At 62.8% G+C, this 20,518-nt stretch carries 21 protein-coding genes and 1 pseudogene; 8 read left to right on the top strand and 14 right to left on the bottom strand.

Annotated features, from left to right (window positions below; all coding sequences use genetic code 11):
• Positions 1 to 67: 67 nt before the first annotated feature.
• Positions 68 to 523 (top strand): annotated as a pseudogene (locus tag YUO_RS47615) (transposase); the annotation flags it as partial.
• Between the two features lie 155 nt (positions 524 to 678).
• On the opposite strand, the gene YUO_RS0105985 reads toward YUO_RS47615, so the two are convergent.
• Entirely contained in the window at positions 679 to 1,254 is a 576-nt protein-coding gene (locus YUO_RS0105985; protein ID WP_028346454.1) for a hypothetical protein, read from the bottom strand.
• Positions 1,255 to 1,525: 271 nt separating this feature from the next.
• Here YUO_RS0105985 and YUO_RS45995 point away from each other — a divergent pair, with 271 nt between their 5' ends.
• Positions 1,526 to 1,702: a DUF2934 domain-containing protein gene (locus YUO_RS45995; RefSeq protein ID WP_156908489.1), complete on the top strand. Its 177-nt coding sequence runs from the start codon at positions 1,526 to 1,528 to the stop codon at positions 1,700 to 1,702.
• Positions 1,703 to 2,634: 932 nt separating this feature from the next.
• On the opposite strand, the gene YUO_RS47620 is transcribed toward YUO_RS45995, so the two are convergent.
• From YUO_RS47620 to YUO_RS0106000, 4 genes are all read right to left on the bottom strand, one after another.
• The gene (locus tag YUO_RS47620; RefSeq protein WP_430649527.1) at positions 2,635 to 2,784 is read right to left on the bottom strand and encodes a hypothetical protein; all 150 of its coding nucleotides are present in this window, start codon (positions 2,782 to 2,784) and stop codon (positions 2,635 to 2,637) included.
• Positions 2,771 to 3,631, bottom strand: coding sequence for a tripartite tricarboxylate transporter substrate-binding protein (locus YUO_RS47625; protein WP_051379244.1), 861 nt, complete (start codon positions 3,629 to 3,631; stop codon positions 2,771 to 2,773). The genes YUO_RS47620 and YUO_RS47625 overlap by 14 nt, the downstream gene beginning before the upstream one ends.
• A gap of 77 nt (positions 3,632 to 3,708) precedes the next feature.
• Complete coding sequence (locus YUO_RS0105995) at positions 3,709 to 4,926, bottom strand: CaiB/BaiF CoA transferase family protein (RefSeq protein WP_028346455.1); 1,218 nt, start codon at positions 4,924 to 4,926, stop codon at positions 3,709 to 3,711.
• Positions 4,923 to 5,936, bottom strand: a complete 1,014-nt coding sequence (locus YUO_RS0106000; RefSeq protein ID WP_235782631.1) for a hydroxymethylglutaryl-CoA lyase — start codon at positions 5,934 to 5,936, stop codon at positions 4,923 to 4,925. Before YUO_RS0106000 ends, YUO_RS0105995 begins: the two co-directional genes overlap by 4 nt.
• 60 nt (positions 5,937 to 5,996) lie before the next feature.
• On the opposite strand from YUO_RS0106000, the gene YUO_RS0106005 reads away from it, so the two are divergent.
• Positions 5,997 to 6,953: a LysR family transcriptional regulator gene (locus YUO_RS0106005; RefSeq protein WP_028346457.1), complete on the top strand. Its 957-nt coding sequence runs from the start codon at positions 5,997 to 5,999 to the stop codon at positions 6,951 to 6,953.
• Positions 6,954 to 6,995: 42 nt separating this feature from the next.
• On the opposite strand, the gene YUO_RS0106010 is transcribed toward YUO_RS0106005, so the two are convergent.
• From YUO_RS0106010 to ndk, 6 genes are all read right to left on the bottom strand, one after another.
• A complete protein-coding gene (locus YUO_RS0106010; RefSeq protein WP_028346458.1) occupies positions 6,996 to 7,412 on the bottom strand; it encodes a GFA family protein in 417 nt (138 codons plus the stop codon).
• A 40-nt stretch (positions 7,413 to 7,452) separates the two neighbouring features.
• Positions 7,453 to 7,917, bottom strand: coding sequence for an SRPBCC family protein (locus tag YUO_RS0106015; RefSeq protein ID WP_028346459.1), 465 nt, complete (start codon positions 7,915 to 7,917; stop codon positions 7,453 to 7,455).
• A gap of 2 nt (positions 7,918 to 7,919) precedes the next feature.
• Entirely contained in the window at positions 7,920 to 8,234 is a 315-nt protein-coding gene (locus YUO_RS0106020) for an ArsR/SmtB family transcription factor (RefSeq protein ID WP_028346460.1), read from the bottom strand.
• 107 nt (positions 8,235 to 8,341) lie between these two features.
• A complete protein-coding gene (locus YUO_RS39880) occupies positions 8,342 to 10,690 on the bottom strand; it encodes a xanthine dehydrogenase family protein molybdopterin-binding subunit (RefSeq protein ID WP_051379245.1) in 2,349 nt (782 codons plus the stop codon).
• 240 nt (positions 10,691 to 10,930) lie between these two features.
• Positions 10,931 to 11,767: a TerC family protein gene (locus YUO_RS0106030; protein ID WP_028346461.1), complete on the bottom strand. Its 837-nt coding sequence runs from the start codon at positions 11,765 to 11,767 to the stop codon at positions 10,931 to 10,933.
• A 61-nt stretch (positions 11,768 to 11,828) separates the two neighbouring features.
• Positions 11,829 to 12,251, bottom strand: coding sequence for a nucleoside-diphosphate kinase (gene ndk / locus YUO_RS0106035; RefSeq protein WP_028346462.1), 423 nt, complete (start codon positions 12,249 to 12,251; stop codon positions 11,829 to 11,831).
• A 325-nt stretch (positions 12,252 to 12,576) separates the two neighbouring features.
• Between ndk and YUO_RS0106040 the strand changes: the two genes are divergently transcribed.
• The 3 genes from YUO_RS0106040 (at position 12,577) to YUO_RS0106050 (ending at position 15,166) form a co-directional block, all read left to right on the top strand.
• Positions 12,577 to 12,855, top strand: coding sequence for a hypothetical protein (locus tag YUO_RS0106040; RefSeq protein ID WP_028346463.1), 279 nt, complete (start codon positions 12,577 to 12,579; stop codon positions 12,853 to 12,855).
• Positions 12,856 to 13,061: 206 nt separating this feature from the next.
• Positions 13,062 to 13,235, top strand: coding sequence for a hypothetical protein (locus tag YUO_RS47070; RefSeq protein ID WP_198027975.1), 174 nt, complete (start codon positions 13,062 to 13,064; stop codon positions 13,233 to 13,235).
• A gap of 68 nt (positions 13,236 to 13,303) precedes the next feature.
• Complete coding sequence (locus YUO_RS0106050; RefSeq protein WP_028346464.1) at positions 13,304 to 15,166, top strand: ABC-F family ATP-binding cassette domain-containing protein; 1,863 nt, start codon at positions 13,304 to 13,306, stop codon at positions 15,164 to 15,166.
• 25 nt (positions 15,167 to 15,191) lie between these two features.
• Here YUO_RS0106050 and YUO_RS0106055 read toward each other — a convergent pair whose 3' ends face one another.
• The 3 genes from YUO_RS0106055 to YUO_RS0106065 form a co-directional block, all read right to left on the bottom strand.
• Positions 15,192 to 15,725 carry a hypothetical protein gene (locus YUO_RS0106055; RefSeq protein WP_028346465.1) on the bottom strand — a complete coding sequence of 178 codons (534 nt, stop codon included), beginning with the start codon at positions 15,723 to 15,725 and terminating at the stop codon, positions 15,192 to 15,194.
• Between the two features lie 123 nt (positions 15,726 to 15,848).
• Positions 15,849 to 16,301, bottom strand: coding sequence for a DNA polymerase III subunit chi (locus tag YUO_RS0106060; RefSeq protein WP_028346466.1), 453 nt, complete (start codon positions 16,299 to 16,301; stop codon positions 15,849 to 15,851).
• A 14-nt stretch (positions 16,302 to 16,315) separates the two neighbouring features.
• On the bottom strand, positions 16,316 to 17,818 hold the full coding sequence (locus YUO_RS0106065; RefSeq protein ID WP_028346467.1) for a leucyl aminopeptidase: 1,503 nt from the start codon (positions 17,816 to 17,818) through the stop codon (positions 16,316 to 16,318).
• Positions 17,819 to 18,165: 347 nt separating this feature from the next.
• Between YUO_RS0106065 and lptF the strand changes: the two genes are divergently transcribed.
• Positions 18,166 to 19,335 (top strand): LPS export ABC transporter permease LptF, encoded by a 1,170-nt coding sequence (gene lptF / locus YUO_RS0106070; RefSeq protein ID WP_028346468.1) that lies wholly within the window; start codon positions 18,166 to 18,168, stop codon positions 19,333 to 19,335.
• Entirely contained in the window at positions 19,332 to 20,429 is a 1,098-nt protein-coding gene (gene lptG / locus YUO_RS0106075; RefSeq protein WP_028346469.1) for an LPS export ABC transporter permease LptG, read from the top strand. The genes lptF and lptG overlap by 4 nt, the downstream gene beginning before the upstream one ends.
• The last annotated feature ends 89 nt before the right edge of the window (positions 20,430 to 20,518 follow it).

The following is a 20,518-nucleotide window of genomic DNA, read 5'->3' on the forward strand; positions in this document are numbered from 1 at the left end:
GTTGACCCTGGCTGTGTGAAAACGCCGTGCGGCTGTTATGATTCTCCCGTGATTCTAGGGGAGATCGATGAGGCGCTTCGTTGAGGAGGCCGATCGTGGGCAATGGACGCTACGGCCCGAGTGCCTCGATGATTTCATTGATGAGAGCAACCCCGTCCGCGTGATCGACGTGTTTGTCGGTGCGCTCGATTTGGCGGAGATGAGCTTTGAAGGAGTGAAGCCGGCGGCTGGAACGAGAGGCCGAGCGCAATGTCGAGATGATGTGGCTGCTGGGTCGGCTCGCTCCCGATCACAAGACGATTGCCGACTTCCGCGAAGACAATGGCCTGGCGCTACGCAAGGTATGCCGCGCGTCGAACTCTGCCGCGAGACGGGTCTCCTTGCGACGGCGCGCGTGGCCATCGATGACAGCAGGTTCAAAGCCGTGAACAACCGGGACAGGAACTTCACACGGGCGAAGGTGGAGCGGCGGCGCGCGCAACTCGAGGAGAGCGTCGCTCGCTATCTGAGCCAGCTCGATACGGTCTAGCGCGGTTTCCGGGTCAAGCCACGGGCAATGCCCGGACCTGGGCATTGCCGATGACCGGCCCATTGCGCCGTCACGGCGGCGCGTCAGGGGCGGCTTGACGCTCGTATCACCTTTGACGTGGCGACGGGACGGAACTGCCTCGGCAAGGATCACTCGGCCGAGTTCACGCGGATTTCGGATTGGACGAGCCTGCAGCCCTTAGCTTCGGCGCAGCGGTCCATCGGAACAACGAGCATCTCCCTCAACCTGCGTTGCTTCTCTCCTTGGGAGAAAGCGGGCGCTAACTGGTCGGCTCTTCTCCGAATCTCACTTTCCAAAGCGGCTCGCTGGTCAGGAGTAAGAGCCTTCCCAGCCGTCATTAAAAGGAAACCAACTAGGTCATGCCGCCGCAAGTCCAAATCCAGAATGATGAGCCCGAAAGGACCGTCAGGGATGCTCACCCGCTTGAAAATGCAATCATAGCTGTTCTGGCAAAGCGAATATTGCTTCAAGTTCACATACCGCATGCTGCATTCCGGAGGCGTTTCCAAACGAACGACGCAGACCGCCAGATCCGGCGCATTTTTGTGGGGGATGGGAATGGCCGCCGGACCGCGGCCCCCGCCGAGGCCTGAAATGCCGTCCCAGGGTTCTCCGTTGGCCTTCGTGTGGTCGGCCGCCACAGTGATGCTGATGGGTTTCCCTTCCCCGGCTAGGCAGTAGGCGGGGAACACAAAAATAAACAAAATGGCCCACGAGAACCGTCGGCTTATGCGTGAATGCCAACTAGCGACTCGGTAAGAGCGCCTGAACAAGCACAACTGATGTATTTGCATATGGCGCCTCCGACAGGTTTTTCCTGACGCGGGCTCGCGATTCATTAATGATCCTTTTGCGAGATCAACATATTCTCGCGTACGGATGCGTCAACGCCTGAGCGACAAGCTCTATGGCAGAGCGCCCAAGAGAGGTATCCATATTCCGTTTCTCCGCGAGCGCTTCGGAAGGAGAGATATCATGGATAATGGCCAACAAATGAGGATTACACGGCGAGCTTACGAGCTGTGGCAGCAAGCAGGCGAGCCGATAGGTAGAGACGAAGAGTTTTATCGTCAGGCCGCGCGAGAACTCAAGGAAGGCGCCAAATCCAATGATGGCAACAATCCAGCTTCGGATTGTAAAGGGCGGCTATGACTTTACCTTCGACTGGATCTGCTACAAACTGCATTGATCCGGCCGCAATATGAGTACTCCTGAACCAGAACGGTTGAAGGAGCAAATCGGCAGATCAGTTTTCGGTCGGCACTTGCCGACCGCTTGAGCGCTGCGCATTGACCGCAATGCAGCTCGCGAGCAGGCTTTGAACAAGCGGGCGATCAGCGACTTGAATGCCTCATCTCAGCCAGGAAACAGCGTCGGCTCATGTCAATCGGATTCCAGCGGCGAATACAGGATAAGGAACAGTCTGCCGTGCCAGATTTTGGCCGGACGTTCCAGTTCGCCTATTGGCCCTGGACTTTCTCACGCATCTGCTGAGTTCAGGAACGGTCTGGAGTTGCCAATCTGTTCCCATGCGCTGCCGGGTGCTGCCCTGATTGGATCCCTGTTGGCCCAGTTTGAATTTCGGGGTGGCCCAGTTTGGGTGATTGCCCAGAAGCGAGTAATCTAAGCTTGGAGGCGACGGTTAAATTACGGCGGAGCAACTTGTCATGACGCCTCTCAATAGAAACATACTGATCGCTGCCGTGGTGGCTATTCTTGCTGGAGTGCTCATTTATATTTACGGCGGATCCGGTACGACTACGACAACATCAACACCTCCAGCCGCGACCACGCCCTCGCCGCCTGCAACGCCGCCCGCGCCTACACAGAAGTAGCCGTCGAAGCACGAATCAAAGAAGTGTACGATTTGCTAGTCGAAAAGGGGCCGCCTCAGTTGGCGGCCTCTTTCATTTCAAATGTCACCTGTTGGCCCTTCTGCGACATCGGGCTATGTCCGCTATTCCGCCGCTGTTCAGGGTTGAGCGGACATCAGTCAGTCGCTTAATGAGTACACGCCCTAGCCACGGCCCGATCAGCGCAGAAGCCGTCGCCGTTCTCCTCCGCGCGTTGCGGCACTCCTGGACTCACTCGCTGGTGATGCCGAGAGCGCGGACAAGTTCACCCCGCGCTTGATAGTCGATCTCGATCTGGCGCTTGAAATCATCAGGCGTGCCGCCAACGGCGACCATGCCCTGCTTGTCCAGCCATGCGCGCATCGTGTCAGTGGCAAGCACCGCATTCACTTCCTTGTTCAAGGTCGCGATGACAGGCGTCGGGGTTTTCTTGGGCAGCATGAAGCCGATATAGCTGGATGATCTTGAAGCCTGCGAAGGTTTCGCTGATGGCCGGAAGGTTGGGCAGCAACGGGAAGCGCTTCTCCGACGTGACGCCGAGCAGCTTGATCTTGCCGGCCGCAGCCAGCGGCTCCACCGCCGTGGGCGCGCCGAACAGTAGCGGTATCTGGCCGCCCAGGAGATCATTCACCGACGCCGCCGTTCCCTTGTAGGGAATGTGGGTCATAGTGAAGCCGCCGTATTTCTGCAGCATCTCACCGGCGAGGCGATGCGGCGTCGAGCTGCCGGAGCTGCCGAAACTCAAATTCTGCGTCTTCTGCTTACCCAAAGCGACCAGCTCGGCCACCGAATTCGCCGGCACATTGTTGGCCGCGGCAAGCAGGAGCGGCGACCACGCGACGTTGACGACCGGCTCCATCGCGGTCGAAAGATCGAAATGGTTGCTGGTGGCGAGGTGCGGATCGATGGCGACCATCGCATCGGTCACCATCAGGATCGTGTATCCGTCAGGCTCGGCGCGCGCCGCCGCCTGCGCCGCGATCATGCCGTTGGCGCCCGTCTTGTTCTCGATGACGACGGATACTTTGAGATTCTCGCCGAGTTGCTTGCCGATCGTCCGGGTCAGCGCGTCGGCCTGTCCGCCCGCGGAATAGCCGACCAGGATGGTGATCGCCCGGGACGGGTATGGTTGCGCCGTGGCGCTCGACACCATCGCAACCAGCGCCATCGCGACGACCGCCACGCCGAGAATGCGTGCCTTCGCTTGAAGCAGTCTATCGGAAATCATGTTCGCCTTCTCCCTGACTAGGCGTTATGAAAGCGGTTGGACCGCCCTTTTCATTGTTCGCTTCGTGTTGTTCGCTTCTATGCAGGCGCGCTCACCGCCGCGCCCAGCACGCCGGCCGCGCGCAGATCGGCAATTTCGTGCGCCGAATATCCGGCCGATTGCAAAATTTCATCGGCGTGCTCACCGACCCGTGGCGGCTGGCGCGCGAGGCCCGGCCGTTCGCGCACATCGCCGAATTCCACCGGCAGCGCCGGAATTCCGACCATCGGTCCGCCGCCGAAAGCCGACACGGCGGTCGCGAGCAGACCACCACTGGCAAGCAGATGCGGATCGGTCGACAATTCGTCGGGCCGCCCCACGCGCGAATAGGCGACCCGCGCTGCCTCGCACTTTTCGAGGATCTCGTTCAGCGGCAGTTTCGTGATCCGCCGCTCCAGTTCGGGGAGCATCCACTCGCGCGCCTCACAACGATTGGCGTTGCCGACGAGCCTCGGATCATCGCGCCAGTCATCGAAGCCGAACGCGTCGCAGAAGCGTTGCCAGTGTCCGTCCGACGTGCAGCCGATGAAGACCTGGCCGCCGTCGGAAGCGGTGAAAACGTCATAGACCCCCCAGGCGTTTTTCCGTGCCGGCATCGGCGGCATCGGCCCGCCGGTAACTGCGCTGCCGACGACGACCGCGCCGAGCATGAAGGTTGCGCTTTCAAACAGCGAACTCGCGACCTTCTGCCCTACGCCGGTGACGTCGCGCTCGCGCAGCGCGGCCAGCGCGGCTACCACGCCGAACACGCCGCCGAGAATGTCGATGACCGGCGCGCCCGCGCGCAGGGGCCGCCCCGGCGGGCCGGTCATATAGGCAAGCCCGGACTGCATCTGCACCACTTCATCGAGCGCGCCGCGGTTCTCGTACGGCCCCTTCAGAAATCCTTTCATCGAGAGGTACACAAGACGCGGGTTGATCGGGCGCAGATCCTCCCAACTGCACTTCAGCCGCTCGATCGTTCCTGGTCCGAAATTTTCCAGCACGACATCGGCGTCCTTCACCAGCCGATGCACGATCGCCTGTCCCTCGGGCCGCTTCAGGTCGATCGCGATCGAACGCTTGTTGCGGTTGTAAGTCGCGAAAAAGCCGGCCGCGAAACCCGGCAACCGCCGCGTCGGATCGCCGTCGGCCGGCTCGATCTTCACGACGTCGGCGCCGAGATCGGCAAACAGGACGCCCGCGCACGGCCCCATGATGGTGTGGCCGAAGTCGAGCACCTTCAGCCCTGCGAGCGGTTTGGAAAAGGTCGTCATGCACCCCGTCTCCTGAAGGCGGCAAGCGTCCCCGATCGCAGCGCGGCGCTCGGCAGCCGATGTCCGACGATACGCTCGGCTAGACGCCCGGCCTCGATCAGCGCCTCGATATTTAGGCCGGTGGAGATGCCCATCTCCTCGCACAGCAAAGCGAGCTCTTCGGTGGCGATGTTGCCCGGCGCACCGGGTTGGCCGGCAAACGGACAGCCGCCGAGCCCTGCCACCGCCGCATCGAAAGCCGTGACCCCGAGCCGCAGGCCCTCATAGGCGCAGGCGATGCCCTGCCCGCGCGTATCGTGGAGGTGAAGCGCGATCCGCAAATCGTCCCAGCGGTCGCGAACGGCGCTGACCGCTGCCGCAACCCGCCTCGGCGTGGCCCAGCCCATGGAATCCGCCAGCGCAACGTCGCGCACCTCTACGCCGGCTTCGCGCGCGATGGCGAGCGCGTCCGAAACTGTCGCGACGACCTCCGCCGGTGAGATGTCGCCTGCGAAGTTGCAGCCGAATGCGGCCATGACGATGATTTTCGCAATCGGCACGCCGGCTTCCCGATGCACACGCACGTACTTGCGCATGGCTTCGATCTGTCCGGCACGGTCGCGGTTGAGGTTCCTGATCGCGAACGGCTCGGATGCGCTCAGCGAGATGAACCCGGCAAGGGTGAGCTTGTGCTTGAACGCAAGCGCGCGCTTTAGCCCGCTCTCGTTGAACCACAGGGCGGAGTACTCGACACCTTTCCGCGCGGTGAACCCTTCAATCACGGCCTCGGCGTCGGCCCAACCCGGGACGTGCTTGGGATTGACGAAGGAGGCGATCTGGATCCGGCGAAGCCCACATGCGGAGAGCGCATCGATCAGCGCGATCTTGTCGGCGGTCGCGATCGGGCCCGGCTCGATCTGAAAGCCTTCGCGGGGCCCCTCCTCGCTGATGACGACGCTATCAGGCAGGTCCATGCGCTGGCGCTCCTCGGGGTCGTCCTTGTTGATTGCGGGCGAGCTTGCCGCGCGCATTGGTATCTGACAAATATAATATGAAGATCATTATGTTCTAGTAATTAGATGGCAGGCTCTATGGCGCTCGGATTGCGGCAGCTTCGCTACTTCATCGCCATCGCCGACGCCGGCGTGCTGTCGCGGGCTGCGGAGGCGCTCAACGTCGCCCAGTCGGCGCTGAGCCATCACGTCGCCGCACTTGAAACCAATCTGGGCGTCAAGCTGCTGGAGCGCAGGCCGCGCGGGATCGCACTGACCGCGGCTGGCCGGCGGCTTTACGAGCACGCCAGCGCCGTACTGTCGGCGCTCGGCAAGGCAGAAGAGGATGTGCGAACTTTCAATGAGGCCGCGACCGGTCCGGTTTGCCTCGGCCTCAGCCATACCGCGATCTCCATCGTTGCGCTCGACGTCATGAAGGCGGTGCGAAAAAATTCCCCAGGCGTACACCTGACGGTCGTCGAGGCGCTGTCGCCGGCGCTGATCGAACGCGTCTTCTCAGGGACAGTCGATCTCGCACTCACCTATAATCCGCCCCGGGATGCCCGCCTGGACGTCGAGTGGCTGCAGGACGAAGATCTCTATCTCGTCGGACATCCGAGCCTGATCGGCAAATCTTCCAGTCCGATCGCCTTCTCCGCCATTCCGCAACGGAGCGTGGTTGGACTGACGCCGATGCCGGCATCGCGCGCGATCATCCAGACCCAGGTTCTGCGCAATCAGATCACGCCGAGCGAAACGCTCGAAGTCGATTCGTTGTCGGCATTGCGAATGGCGCTCGAGGCTGGTTTAGGATGCGCGATCCTCTCCCGCGCAACCGTTCTCGCCGATTTGGCGGCGGAGAAATATCACGCACGGCGCATCATCGATCCGCCGCTGACGCGCTCGTGCGCCTTGGTTTCGCTCGCGGACCGTCCGCAAACAAAAGCCTTTCTCGAGGTACGCAAGACAATGGTCGAAGTGGTCCGCTCAGCGGTCAGCGCAGGGCGATGGCCGGCAAAGGGAAACGGCCGGCGGAGCAAGCGCGCCGCGAACTAGGTTCAGGACACTCTGCAACACGAGTGCTTCTCCCCGCGAAAATTATCTGGGCGGCATTCGCTCGAACTTCTGCAGCGAAGGGTCCATCCTGTCCCACGCGTGTCCGCGGATGCCGTACGTGATCAGTTGCGGATTGAATTGGCTTGGGTCGTCCAGGCTGGCCGCGTGGACCGCTATCGGCTCCGGATTGGCGACGAATGTCAGGTAGACCGGCGTTCCACAGGTCGGGCAGAAGGCGTGGACCTTTTCATTTCCGTTGTCGTCCGCCACCCGCCATTCTTTCGCTTCGCCCGTAATTGTCACATCGGCTCGCCGGGGGAAGACCAGGTAGGATCCGTGGCCCGTGCCGCTTCGTTTCTGGCAATCGCGGCACTGACAGTGGCTCTCGACGAGCGGTTCGCTGCTCGTCTCAAAACGGATCGCGCCGCACGCACACCCGCCGATAAAGGACTTGGTCATGGTCATTCTCCCGCTTCTAATTGATTGACACGACCAAGGATCAGGCCGATTTCGGCTTGGCGAAAACGTCGAGGCCGTGGCCGGTTTCCAACAAGGATTTCAGGCTGGCGAGGACGACCGGCCAACCTTTCTTGATGCCGTTCGCCATCCCGCTGCCGGCTTCGAGTTCGTCATGGGTGACCGTCAGCCGGACCATGTCCTCGTATTCCTCAGTCTCGAACGTCACCCGGCTGTAGGCGGAAGGATCTGAGGCCTGCGACGCATTCGCCCAGGTGATGACGAGACGGGTCGGCGGCGAGACCTCGATGACCTTGCCGACCAGTTCGACGCTCCGTTGATCATTGGCGCGGACGTGCTCCCATTTCGATCCGGGATTCCAGTCAGAGACGTTCTCGTGGCCCCAGTAGCGCCTTGCGATCTCCGGTTTCGTGATGGCCTCGAACACTTTTTCCGGCGTCGAGCGAATATAGGTCACGTAGACAAAGCTGGTCGTCTCTTTGGTCATCGTCATTCTCCTTCGAGTTCTTTCTTCAGATCGTGCAGCAGGCTGAGCCGCTGTCGTTCGAATTTCCGCACCCACCGCTCGTAGACCTCATGAAGCGGCACCGGGTTGATGAAATGCAGCTTCTCCCGGCCGCGCCTGACCGTGCTCACCAGATTGGCCGCCTCTAGGATTTCGAGGTGCTGCGTGGCGGATTGCCGGGCCATGTCCAGGTTTTCGCAAAGCTGGCCGAGCGTCTGCCCGTTCTTTTCACAGAGAAGATCAAGCAGCTTTCTGCGTGTCGGGTCGCCCAGCGCTTTGAAAACCTTGTCGGCCTGCATCGGTCTCACTCTGTGAAGAATAGAATATGCAGGTAAATACCTGCATGTCAAGCACCATCCAGCAAGTCATTCGTCACCTTGCTGTGATTAGGGGCGGACGATCGGGACTATTGATCGGCGGACGTGGTGTCCGTGCGCTGACGCGATCGCGCTTCTGCCGCCTGGATCGCGTGCCAGATGCGGGAGGGCGTTGCGGGCATGTCGAGATGACGCACGCCGAGCGGCGCCAGCGCATTCATCACGGCGTTCATGATGGTGGCAGGTGCTGCGATGGCCCCGGCCTGACCGCTTCCCTTGACGCCGAGCCGGTTGGCACGGCTCGGAAAGTCGGGCGTGAGATCGCCCTCGAACGCAGGAAGATCGCCCGCGCGCGGCAGCGCATAATCCATCAGCGACCCCGACAGAATCTGTCCTGTCTCCGCATCGAACAGCGCGTGCTCGAACAACGCCTGCCCGATGCCTTGCGCGACGCCGCCATGCACCTGCCCCAGCGTCTGGCGAGGATCGAGCAGGCGGCCGTAATCATCAAAGATGACGTAGCGGTCGAGCCTCACCTCGCCGGTCTCGGGGTCGATCTCGACCTCGGCGACATGGCAGCCGTTGGGAAACGTGTAGCGGTCGCACAGATGGGTCGCCCTGTGCGCCAGGCCCGGCGCGATGTCGTCACCGGCAAGCTGATAGGAAGCTCGCGCCACCTCATCGAGGCTGATCTCCTGCCCGGTCGCGGCCACACGCAACATGCCTGCTTCATACTGGACCGCTTCCACGTTGGCCTGCAGCAGGCGCGCGGCAAGCCGCCGCGCATTCTCGATCAGGCCTTCCGCCGCCATCAACAGCGCGGTGCCGCCCTGGTGCATCGAGCGCGCGCCGCCATGACCTCCGCCGGAATCAAGATCGTCCGTATCGCCCTGCCGAAACCGGAAGCGCGCCAGCGGCAGGCCGAGCGCGTCGGCGGCGATCCGGGCGTAGGTGGTCTCGTGGCCCTGACCACTGGAATGCGTGCCGACCTTCATGTCGATCAGGCCATCCTCACCGAACTGCACTTCCGCCACTTCGTTGGGCTGTCCGCGCGCTGTCTCGAGAAAGCAGGCAAGCCCGAGGCCGCGCAGCCGCCCCAGCTTGCGTGAACTTTTCTGGCGCGCCTTAAAACCCTCCGCGGCGGTAGCCGCGTGATCGATCGCGTGGGCAAAGCTGCCCTGCTCGACCGAAAGTCCCATCGCGCTGCTGTAAGGGAAGCGACGCATGATGTTCTTCCGCCGCAGCTTCAGCGCGTTCATCCCGAGTTCGGCGGCTGCGATATCGATGCAGCGCTCGATCAGATAGTTCGCCTCCGGCTTGCCGGCGCCGCGATAAGCATCGACCGGCGTCGTATTGGTGAACACGCCGTTGGTCTGAAATGCGATCAGCGGAATGTCGTAGACGCCACCCGTCGCGCTCGCCATGGCCATGGTCGGGACGCCCGGCCCCACCATCGAGACGTGAGCGCCTAGATTAGCGAGGACTTTAACGTCGAGCGCCAGAAAGCGGCCATCGCGATCGAGCGCTAGGCGGGCCCGAATGATGCTGTCGCGGCCATGCGCGGAGCCGGTGAAATCCTCGCTGCGATCGCCGATCCACTTCACGGGACGGCCGAGCCGGCGCGCCGCCCACAGCACCAGTACCCATTCCGGATAGAGCACGTTCTTCATCCCGAAGCCGCCGCCGACATCGGGAATGCTGACGCGAAGTTTTTCTCTGCCGATGCGAAAGACACTGTCAGCGAGCAGGTCGCGGATCGCATGCGCGCCGGCGGCCGAGGCGGTCAGGTGCAGCCGGCCGCTCGAGGCATCGAACCGCCCTATCGCACCGCGTGTCTCCAGCGGCGCGGCGACGACGCGGTTGTTGACCACCTCGCATTCAACGACGTGGGCGGCGTCGCGGATCGCCGCTTCCACCGGGCCGATCTCGCCGCGGTTGAACTGGAACGCGATGTTGCCCGTAGCCTCCGGCCAGATCGACGGCGCGTCCGGCAGAATCGCTGCTGCGATCGAGACCACCGGCGGCAGCGGCTCATAGTCAACGATGACGGCCTCGGCGGCATCGCGGGCGGCTTCGGCGGTTTCCGCAACCACGAACGCGACCGGCTCGCCGACATGGCGCACCACGCCGCGCGCCAGCGCGTGATAGGGCGGCACCACGAGCGGCGTGGTCATCGGGATACTGGTCACGGCGCACGGCAACGGGCCGATATCGTCGGATGCCAATTCGGCTCCCGTGAGCACGGCCGCGACGCCGGGCGTCCTGCGCGCCGCCTCGATGCCGATCGCGGTGATGCGTGCATGCGCATGCGGCGAGCGAACGACGACGCCATGAAGCGCGTCTGGCGCCACGAGATCAGCGACGTAGCGCCCACGCCCCTGCACGAAGCGCGCGTCTTCAAGCCGGTCGAGGCTGCGCCCCAATAATGGTTCGGTCATGTGAAGCTGTATGGAATTAGGCGGCGGCAAAGGCAATCGGAAGCCCTCGTCACGCCGCCCGGCATCGATCAAAATTCAAAATTGTCAATAAAATCAAGTCGATCTGTCAGGACCGTTGCGTAGGGAATGCCGGCCGTCCGGCGCTCCCTGACGACCGCCTGCTTGCGGGCTGCGGGTGCACCGTGCACCCGGCAGCCTTCCGACCTCGCCATCCATGCCGCGAGATCGCAAGGCCCTTGCCTACGCCGTCGCCGAATGCTCCGCGCCCTGCAGCCTGCGCTTGCGCCAGACCGAGCCCGCCAAAAGCACCACAGCGATGCCGATGAGTCCAAGGATCACCTCGCCGCCATGGCCGCCATTGGCGAACTGCGGCGCCATGCCGATCGACTTGAGGACCCCGTCGAGGCCGACACCGACCGGACCGTTGAAGAATGCGTGCAGAGACGGTTGCAGCGCCGGGTCGGTTGCCATCACCTCGCCCGCGACCCAGCCCAGCAAGCCTGCACCGGCCCACACCAGCGCGGGAAGACGCGTCAGCAACGCCATGATCAGCGCAGCGCCTGCAACGATCAGGGGAACGCTGATGGCAAGGCCGATGACGAGCAGCGGAATGCTGCCATTGGCGGCCGCTGCGACCGCGATGACGTTGTCGAGGCTCATGACGATGTCGGCGATCGCCACGATCTGCACCGCTGCCCATAGGTGCGCGGCCGCGTCGACGTCGCCCTCGTCCTCGTGTTCAGGCACCAGAAGCTTTGCCGCGATGAAGAGCAGCGCCAGGCCGCCGACCAGCTTGAGGAACGGCAGCGCCATCAGCGTCACGACGATGCCGGTGAAGATGATGCGCAGCAGGACGGCAACGCCGGCGCCAAGAATCATGCCCCAGAACTTCTGGCGCGGCGGCAAGCTGCGGCAGGCCATCGCGATGACAAGCGCGTTGTCACCCGACAGCAGGATGTTGATCCACATGATCTTGCCGAGCGCGACCCAGAAGGCCGGTGTCTGCATCTCGGCGTGGAACTGGGTGAAGAACGCAGAAATCGTCGCAGGATCGAAGATTTGCAAGAACCAGTTCACAGCGTTGCCCCCCAGGCCTCTTCAGCCGTTGCGCGGCTATTGCGGCCGCTCTTCCAATCGATTAGCCGACGATTTCGTTACCGGAAAAGAACTGCGCGATTTCGATCGCGGCGGTTTCCGGCGCGTCCGAACCATGCACCGAGTTCTCGCCGATCGATTTCGCATGGACCTTGCGGATCGTACCCTCCGCCGCCTTCGACGGATCGGTGGCCCCCATCACGTCGCGGTATTTGGCGATAGCGCCCTCGCCTTCCAGCACCTGCACGACGACCGGGCCGGAGGTCATGAAGTCGACCAGTTCGCCGAAGAATGGACGCGCCTTGTGAACGGCATAGAAGGTTTCCGCCTGTTCGCGGGTCATGCGAATGCGCTTCTGGGCGACGATCCGCAGGCCGGCCTTCTCGATCAACGCGTTGACGGCGCCGGTCAGGTTGCGCGCGGTCGCGTCCGGCTTGATGATCGAGAAAGTGCGTTCAGTCGCCATCGTTACATCCTTGCAAAACACGCTGATTGGAGAGTTGCGGGGCTTATATCGGCGCCACCTCGCGACGGCAAGCGGCCCGGTGACGCGCCTGCCCCTCATTTTGGGCGCCTTTTCGTGCGGCACGTCACACCGCAGGGGCGAAGATTACCGCAATTTCAGGGAGGTGAACCCACTCTGTAACGTGCGTCACGCCGCCATTCAGCTTCGCGGCCGTAAACTTTCCGACGATCGGACACCGGGTGCGCATCCGCGAGGCCCGGGGCGTCACGGGAGGCGATCTCACCGATGGCGCGCATTTTCGCGCCTGAACCTTGAGGAGACGATCATGTTACGCAAACTCTCGCTCGTTGCAGTGGCCGCGGCTTCGCTGGGCGCGGCTGCGCTGGCGCCGACATCGGCCTCGGCCCACGGCTGGCGTCACGGCTGGCACCACCATCATCATCACCATCACGGCTGGCATCATCGCCATCACGACTGGGGCTGGGGCCCGCGCGTCGTCATCGGCGGCCCGGCCTATTTCGGCGGCTATGGCGGCTGTTATGTGCGGCGTCTGGTTCCGACCCCCTGGGGCCCGCGCTGGCGGCTGGTGAACCGCTGCTACTGAGCTGATTTGAGCTTCTCCCTGACTGACGCCCCGGCCGCCGCCGGGGCTTTTTTGTGCGGAAGCGAACAGCGTGATTCGACCACTTGCACGCGAACGCATGGGGCTCTGCACGGGAAACAAATTTCGCGGTTGTGACTTGATCCTTCATCATTGTTTCACTCAAGCCTTGCGAGCGCCGCGAGGTGGAACTCGCGAAGAGACTGCCGATGGATGGCCGAATCATTAGAGATTTCGAACAACTCGATCATAAGACATGCGTATCGATCTGCGACGCCATCGGCGAACGGCTTCAGCAAAGCTTGCGCCCCGAAACTGAACTACCACCGCGTCTACGAGAACTCGTCGACGAGCTGCGCCGCCGCGACAATGAGTTGCATTGAGGCCGCTGGCTAGCTGATTTTACCGATAAATGAGTTGCGTTTGGCACCGGCTCCGGTGACAACGCCGCATGCTTTCCATCACAGATATTTCGATCCGGATTGCCGGGCGGCTCCTGATCGACAACAGCACGGTGCAGATCGTGCCGGGTGCTCGCGTTGGCTTCGTCGGGCGCAACGGCGTCGGCAAATCGACGCTGTTTCATGCGATCCGGGGCGACCTGCCGACCGAATCCGGCAGCATTACGCTACCGCCGCGCTGGCGCATCGGCAGTCTGGCGCAGGAGGCGCCGGACGGCCCGGAGAGTCTCATCAATGTCGTACTGAAGGCCGATCTGGAGCGCGATGCGCTTCTCCGTGAGGCCGAAACCGCCACCGATCCGCACCGCATCGCCGAAATCCAGAGCCGGCTGGTCGACATCGACGCGCACTCCGCGCCGGCGCGCGCTGCGGCAATCCTGAGCGGCCTCGGATTTTCCGCCGCGGACCAGGCGCGGCCGTGCTCGGAATTCTCGGGGGGCTGGCGCATGCGGGTGGCGCTGGCGGCGACGCTGTTCGCGGCGCCGGATTTGCTGCTGCTGGACGAACCGACCAACTATCTCGACCTCGAAGGCACGCTGTGGCTGGAAGACCATCTTGCGAACTATCCACGCACCGTCATCGTCATCAGCCACGACCGTGACCTGCTCGATACCTCGGTCGACCAGATCCTGCACCTCGATCGTGGCAAGCTGACCCTCTACAAGGGGACCTATTCCTCTTTCGAAGAACAGCGCGCCATGCGCGAGATGCTGGACGCCAAGCACGCCAAGCGCCAGGCCGATGAGCGCAAGCGGCTGCAGGCCTTCGTCGATCGCTTCAAGGCAAAAGCCTCGAAAGCCCGACAGGCGCAATCCCGCGTCAAGATGCTGGAACGAATGAAGCCGGTTACCGCGCTGGTGACCCAGGATGTGCGTGAAATCACGTTCCCGACGCCGGAGAAGATGCTGTCGCCGCCGATCATCGCCGTCGACGACGTCTCGGTCGGCTACGACCCGAAAAAGCCGGTGCTCAACCGCGTCACGCTGCGCGTCGACACCGACGACCGCATCGCCCTGCTCGGCTCCAACGGCAACGGCAAGTCGACGCTCGTCAAGCTATTGGCGGGCAAGCTGCAACCCTTCTCCGGCCGGATCACACGGGCGGAAAAGCTTTCGGTCGGCTATTTCGCGCAGCATCAGGTCGACGAGCTCAACCTCGATGCCTCGCCCTACGATCATGTCCGCAGACTGATGCCCGATGCGCCGGAAACCAAGGTGCGCGGCCGCACCGGCGCGATCGGATTTTCCGGAAAGGCCGGCGACACCCTGGTCAAGAGCCTGTCGGGCGGCGAGAAAGCGCGGCTGTTGCTCGGGCTCGCCACTTTCTTCGGCCCGAACATGATCATCCTCGACGAGCCGACCAACCACCTCGACATCGACAGCCGCGCGGCACTGGCGGAGGCGATCAACGATTTCCCCGGCGCCGTCATCATGGTCTCGCACGACCGCTATTTGATCGAAGCCTGCGCCGATCAATTGTGGGTCGTCGCCAACAAGACGGTAACGACCTACGATGGCGACCTCGACGATTACAGGCGAATGGTATTGTCGATCGGGGATAAGCGCGAGCGCGGCAGCGAGCGTGTCAAGGAAAGCGTGAAGCCCGAGCGCGCCAGGAGCGAAAGGCGATCACCGCTGAAGCAGCGGATCGCCGAAGCGGAGGCCGAAATCGAGCGCATCAGCGGCATCATCGCCAAGATCGACACCGCGCTTGCCTTGCCGGATCTGTTCACGCGCGATCCCAAGCAGGCCGCCCAGCTCAGCAAGGCGCGCGCCGGCGCCGAAAGCGCGCTGCGCCGCGCCGAGGAAGATTGGCTGGAGGCCAGTTCGGAATTTGACGAAGCGGCCGGCTAGCTAGGCCGGATCGTCGTCGGCGAATTTACGCCGCCGGCTTCTTCTTCGGCTTGGCGCCCCTCGCCGGCGCCACCGGCTCCGGTGCACGCTCGATCGACGTCAGGCGTCCGGCGGTGAAGGTGTAGATGCCGGCCCGCTGGCCGCGTGAATAGTTGACGACCGCCACGCGGTCGCCGCGCGGGTTATTGGAAAGGCTGACATTGTCGGGCGCACCGATGCCGCGCACGACGTCGCATTCGGTATGGCCGAGCGCCACCGTTCCCGTCGTCGATGGAGGCGGGTTGCCTGCAGCGCCATTCGCCAGCGCATTGGCGTCGGTGCCCGGCGCTGCCATTCCCGGACAAGCGCCGTCGGCACTGACGAGTTCATCCGGCGTAACCGCTTTGGTCGGGGTGAGCGGCGGCGTTTCGATCGAGACGTTGCGGATGAACACGCGTCCGGAGCGCGAAAACCAGTCCGCATCCTTCGACAGCAGATCTGTACCCGAGCAGCCCGCAAGCGCCGGCCCGAGCAGCAACAACGTCAGCAGTGGCTTTCGATCGATTGTTCCGCGTCGCACGCTAAACCCCAGGCCCCCACCCTTACTGTAACCAGCTGTCCGACCATCACTTTGCGGCACGACCATGGCTGCCCGCAAGGTGCGGCGCAGAAACCGCTGATTATCATTAATTCCTGTGGATCGCTATTGCCGCCGCTGCCATCGGCCTCGCTCGTCGGCCTGCCAGTAGGTCACCTCGAATCCCCGCGCCTTGCAATCGGCCCAGGCCCCGCGCGCAGCCGTCAGCGCATCGGCATCGTCACCGTTGAAAACCAGCACCACCCGCTCGTAGCTGTCGCAGTCGGCCGGCAACGCCGCGTTGTCGATCAGGAACCTGACATTGGCCCCATTCGGATTGCTCTCCTCGATCGAGAGAATGATCGGCTGGTCCTGGGCATCGCCGGCGCGCCATGTGGCGTGCGGCAGGAACGAATCGTCGCTGTAGGTCCACAAATGCGCATCGAGCGCCTCGGTGCGCTCCGGCGAAGTCGATTGCACGACCACGCGCCAGCCTCGCTCGAGCGATTTTTCCAACAGCGGCGGCAATACGCTTTCGAGCGACATGGCCTGCAAATGGTAGAACAGCACTTCCGTCATCGCCTGCAACCGAACTATTTCGTGGCTTCGTAATATTCCGCGACCAGCCGGTCCAGCAGGCGAACGCCGTAGCCGGATCCCCAACTGTGGTTGATGTCGGTTTTCGGCGCGCCCATCGCGGTTCCCGCGACGTCGAGATGCGCCCACGGCGTGTTGTCGACGAATCGCTGCAGGAACTGTGCGGCGGTGATCGAGCCGCCGTGGCGCCCACCGGTATTCTTCATGTCGGCAAACTGCGAATCGATCAGCTTGTCGTATTCAGGACCGAGCGGCATGCGCCAGACGCGCTCGCCGGTTTCATTTCCGATCTTGCTCAGCCGTTCCGCCAGTTCGTCATTGTTGGAGAACATGCCGGAATACTCGGTTCCGAGCGCGACCATGATCGCGCCGGTGAGCGTTGCGAGATCGACCATGAATTTGGGTTTGAACTTCTTCGCCACGTACCAGAGCACATCGGCCAGCACGAGCCGGCCTTCGGCATCAGTGTTGATGATTTCAATGGTCTGCCCCGACATCGAGGTGACGATATCGCCGGGACGCTGGGCGTTGCCGTCGGGCATGTTCTCGACCAGGCCGATCGCGCCGACTGCGTTGACGTTCGCTTTGCGCGCCGCGAGCGCATGCATCAGCCCGACCACGCAGGCCGCGCCTCCCATGTCGCCCTTCATATCCTCCATGCTGGCGGCACCCTTGATGGAGATGCCGCCGGTATCGAAGCAGACGCCCTTGCCGACGAAAGCAAGGGGCTGATCGCCCTTCTTGCCGCCGTTCCAGCGCATGATCACGGTGCGGCCGGGCTGGGTCGAGCCCTGTGCGACGCCGAGCAAGGCGCCCATGCCGAGCTTCTTCATCGCCTTGACGTCGAGCACCTCGACATCGACGCCGAGCTTCTTGAGCTGGCTTGCGCGGCGTGCGAATTCCACGGGGTAGAGTACGTTCGGCGGCTCGTTGACGAGTTCGCGCGCAATGATCACGCCGTCGACGACATGGGACGCGGGCGCAAGCGCCCTTCGCGCGGCGGCGACATCGTCAACGGCAATCGAAACGTCGGCGCGCAGAGCGCCATTCTCGCCGTCCTTCTTCTTGGTCTTGTAACGGTCGAACTTATAGGCGCGCAGCCGGATGCCCGACGCGATCGCGGCGACCGAGTCGGGCTGCATCGCCCCCTCAGGCAGTTCGGCGATCACGGTGACCGCTGTGCTGGCGGTGTTGAGCTTGCCCGCCGTCACCCCGCCGAACTTGAGAAAATCCTTCTCCTTGATATCGGCCGCCTTGCCGACGCCGACGACGATCAGGCGCTCTGCCTTGATTCCATCCGGCGCCGGGATGTCGAGCGTCGATCCGCTCTTGCCCTTGAACTGGTTGGCCGCCGCCGCCCGCTTGACCGTATCGGCCGCCTTCCCCAGCGCCTTCCGCGTCGCCTCGCCGAACTTCAATGCCTCGTCGCAAAACACCACAAGAACGCCGCGGGGAGCAGCGGAAAAAGCGACAAAGCCGACCTTGACGGCGTCGGACATAGGTAAATCCTCCAGAATTCAGGGCTGTCTTGCGCGGCCGGAATCGGTCCGCATTATGGAATGTTCTCTTCGGTAACGGCCCAAATCGTTCAGGACCTGATGTTTTCGGCACTATGGCCTGTCTGCCGCGCCACTGCCAAGCGCCGCAGTGGCTGGAACGCCACGTGGGGCGAATTATTAACCGTGTCGAGGGGACGCCACGGCCCGGCCATTTTGTTGACGGATCAACGGGATGGTAGTGAGAATGTAGACGGCTAACGATTGGCGGCCCGACCATGGGGAACCCTCAACAGGGATTGGTCGGAGGCTGCCCTTTGGGCGTGCAAGGGTGGGATTGTGCGGTAACGATGGGGTCGATCGACAGGTACATTTTCCGCACGACGCTCGCGTCGTTTGCGCTGGTCCTGGTCAGCCTCACCGGCGTGATCTGGATTACGCAGGCGTTGCGCGGCATCGACCTGATGACCAGCCAGGGCCAGACCATCATCACCTTTCTCGGCATCACCAGCCTGGTGATCCCGGCGCTGGTTTTGATCATCGCCCCGATCGCGTTGATGATCGCGATCTCTCACACGCTGAACAAGCTCGCTACCGATTCTGAAATCATCGTGATGAACGCCGCCGGCTTCTCGCCTTTCCGGCTGTTCCGCCCATTTTTCTATGCCACCTGTGTGGTGGCGCTGATGGTTGCCTTCATCGGCTCCTATCTCGCGCCCGACGGCATGCGCCGGATCAAGCAATGGGATGCCGAAATCACTGCCGACGTGCTGACCAATATCCTGCAGCCCGGCCGCTTCGCCCAGCTCGATCAGAACCTGACGATTCGGATCCGCGAGCGCCAGCCGGGCGGCGTGCTCGCCGGCATTTTCGTCGACGACCGCCGCGATCCCAAGGAGCGCGTCACCATCATCGCCGACCACGGCACGGTGCTGAAGAACGAGAACGGCTCCTATCTGGTGCTCGAAGACGGCAATCTCGAACGTTTCGAGACGGGAAAGCGCGATCCGGCCTTTGTGGCGTTCGTTCGTTACGCCTTCGACATGTCGAAATTCTCCAATCGCGGCCGCGACGTCGCACTGGGGATTCGCGAACGCTATCTCTGGGAGCTGATCTCGCCCTCGGAGGACGATCCGGTTTTCAAGCAATTATCCGGTCAGTTTCACGCCGAGCTGCATGATCGTTTCCTGGCGCCGGTCTATCCCTTCGCCTTCGCGGTGCTGACGTTTGCCTTCCTCGGCACGCCGCGCACCACGCGCCAGAGCCGCAATTTTTCGATCGGCGGGTCGATCCTGGCGGTGTTTGGCCTGCGCATGGCGGGATTCGCCTGCTCGGTAATGACGGTGAAGACGCCAAGCATGGCTCTCGTGCAGTATTCGATGCTGTTCGGCGCGATCGGCGTCGGGCTGTGGATGATCATCGGCGGCATCGTGGTGGAGCCGCCGGCCGCGCTGATGGAGGCCATCAACAGGTCGAACGCACGCCTCGCTCGGCTCTTTGGACGGCCTGCCGCCGCATGAGCATGGTAACCAACACGCTCGGACGATACTTCGCCGGCCGCTTCCTGGTCTCGGCGGTGGGCGTGTTCGCGAGCATTTTCGTGCTGCTCGTGCTGGTCGACTACATCGAAATGGTCCGCAAGACGTCCGGGCTGGTATCGGCATCGGCGATCACGGTGGCGCAGACGTCGCTGTACCGGGTGCCGCAACTGCTCGAAAAGCTGATGCCGTTCTGCGTCCTGATCGGTGCGATGACCTGCTATCTCGCGCTGTCGCGGCGGCTGGAGCTGGTGGTGGCGCGTGCGGCCGGCGTATCCGCCTGGCAGTTCATCTCGCCAGCGCTGGCAAGCTCGATCATCCTCGGCACCCTGGCGACGGTTGCCTACAACCCGATGTCGGCGAATTTGCGCGAACTGTCCAAGCGGATGGAGGCCGAACTGTTCGGCTCGGCGCCCGGCGGCGGCATTCAGGATGCATCCGGCTTCTGGCTCAACCAGGTCAACAGCGACGGCCAGTCGATCATCAATGCGGCCCGCAGCGAGCAGCAGGGTATCCGGCTGACGGGGCTGACCGTGTTCCGATTCGATACCGATCTCCAGTTCAAGGAGCGAATCGAGGCGCGCGAAGCCTCCCTCGAAGAGGGCCGCTGGGCCTTCAAATCGGTACGCAGATACTCCCTGGATAAACCTCCGGTTGACCAGGAGAACTATTACCTCTCAACCACCCTGACACCGGCCCAGGTTCGCAACAGTTTCTCCACCCCCGAAACCGTGTCTTTTTGGCAACTGCCCGGCTATATCCGCTCTTCCGAAAGCTCCGGCTTCGCGACCGCAGGCTACCGTCTGCAGTACCATAAGCTCATCGCACAGCCATTTTTGCTGGCTGCAATGGTGATGTTGGCGGCTTCCGTCAGCCTTCGCTTCTTCCGGATGGGCGGCGTGCAAAAGATGGTTTTAAGTGGCGTGGGCGCAGGGTTTCTGCTCTACGTTCTATCGAAAGTTACTGAGGATTTGAGCAAGGCTGAGTTGATGCATCCCATCGCTGCGGCGTGGTTGCCTGTCTGTGTGGGCGGCCTCACCGGCTTCTTAGCCTTGCTGTACCAGGAGGACGGGTAGTGGCCGTTGTCGCCGCCCGCCAGTTGAGGTCGCCTGCGTTCAGGCGGAGCACTACCGTGCGCCGCCATCGAGCCCGTTTGGCCGCCGTT

It is taken from the genome of Bradyrhizobium murdochi (assembly GCF_000472965.1).
Lineage (GTDB): Bacteria > Pseudomonadota > Alphaproteobacteria > Rhizobiales > Xanthobacteraceae > Bradyrhizobium > Bradyrhizobium murdochi.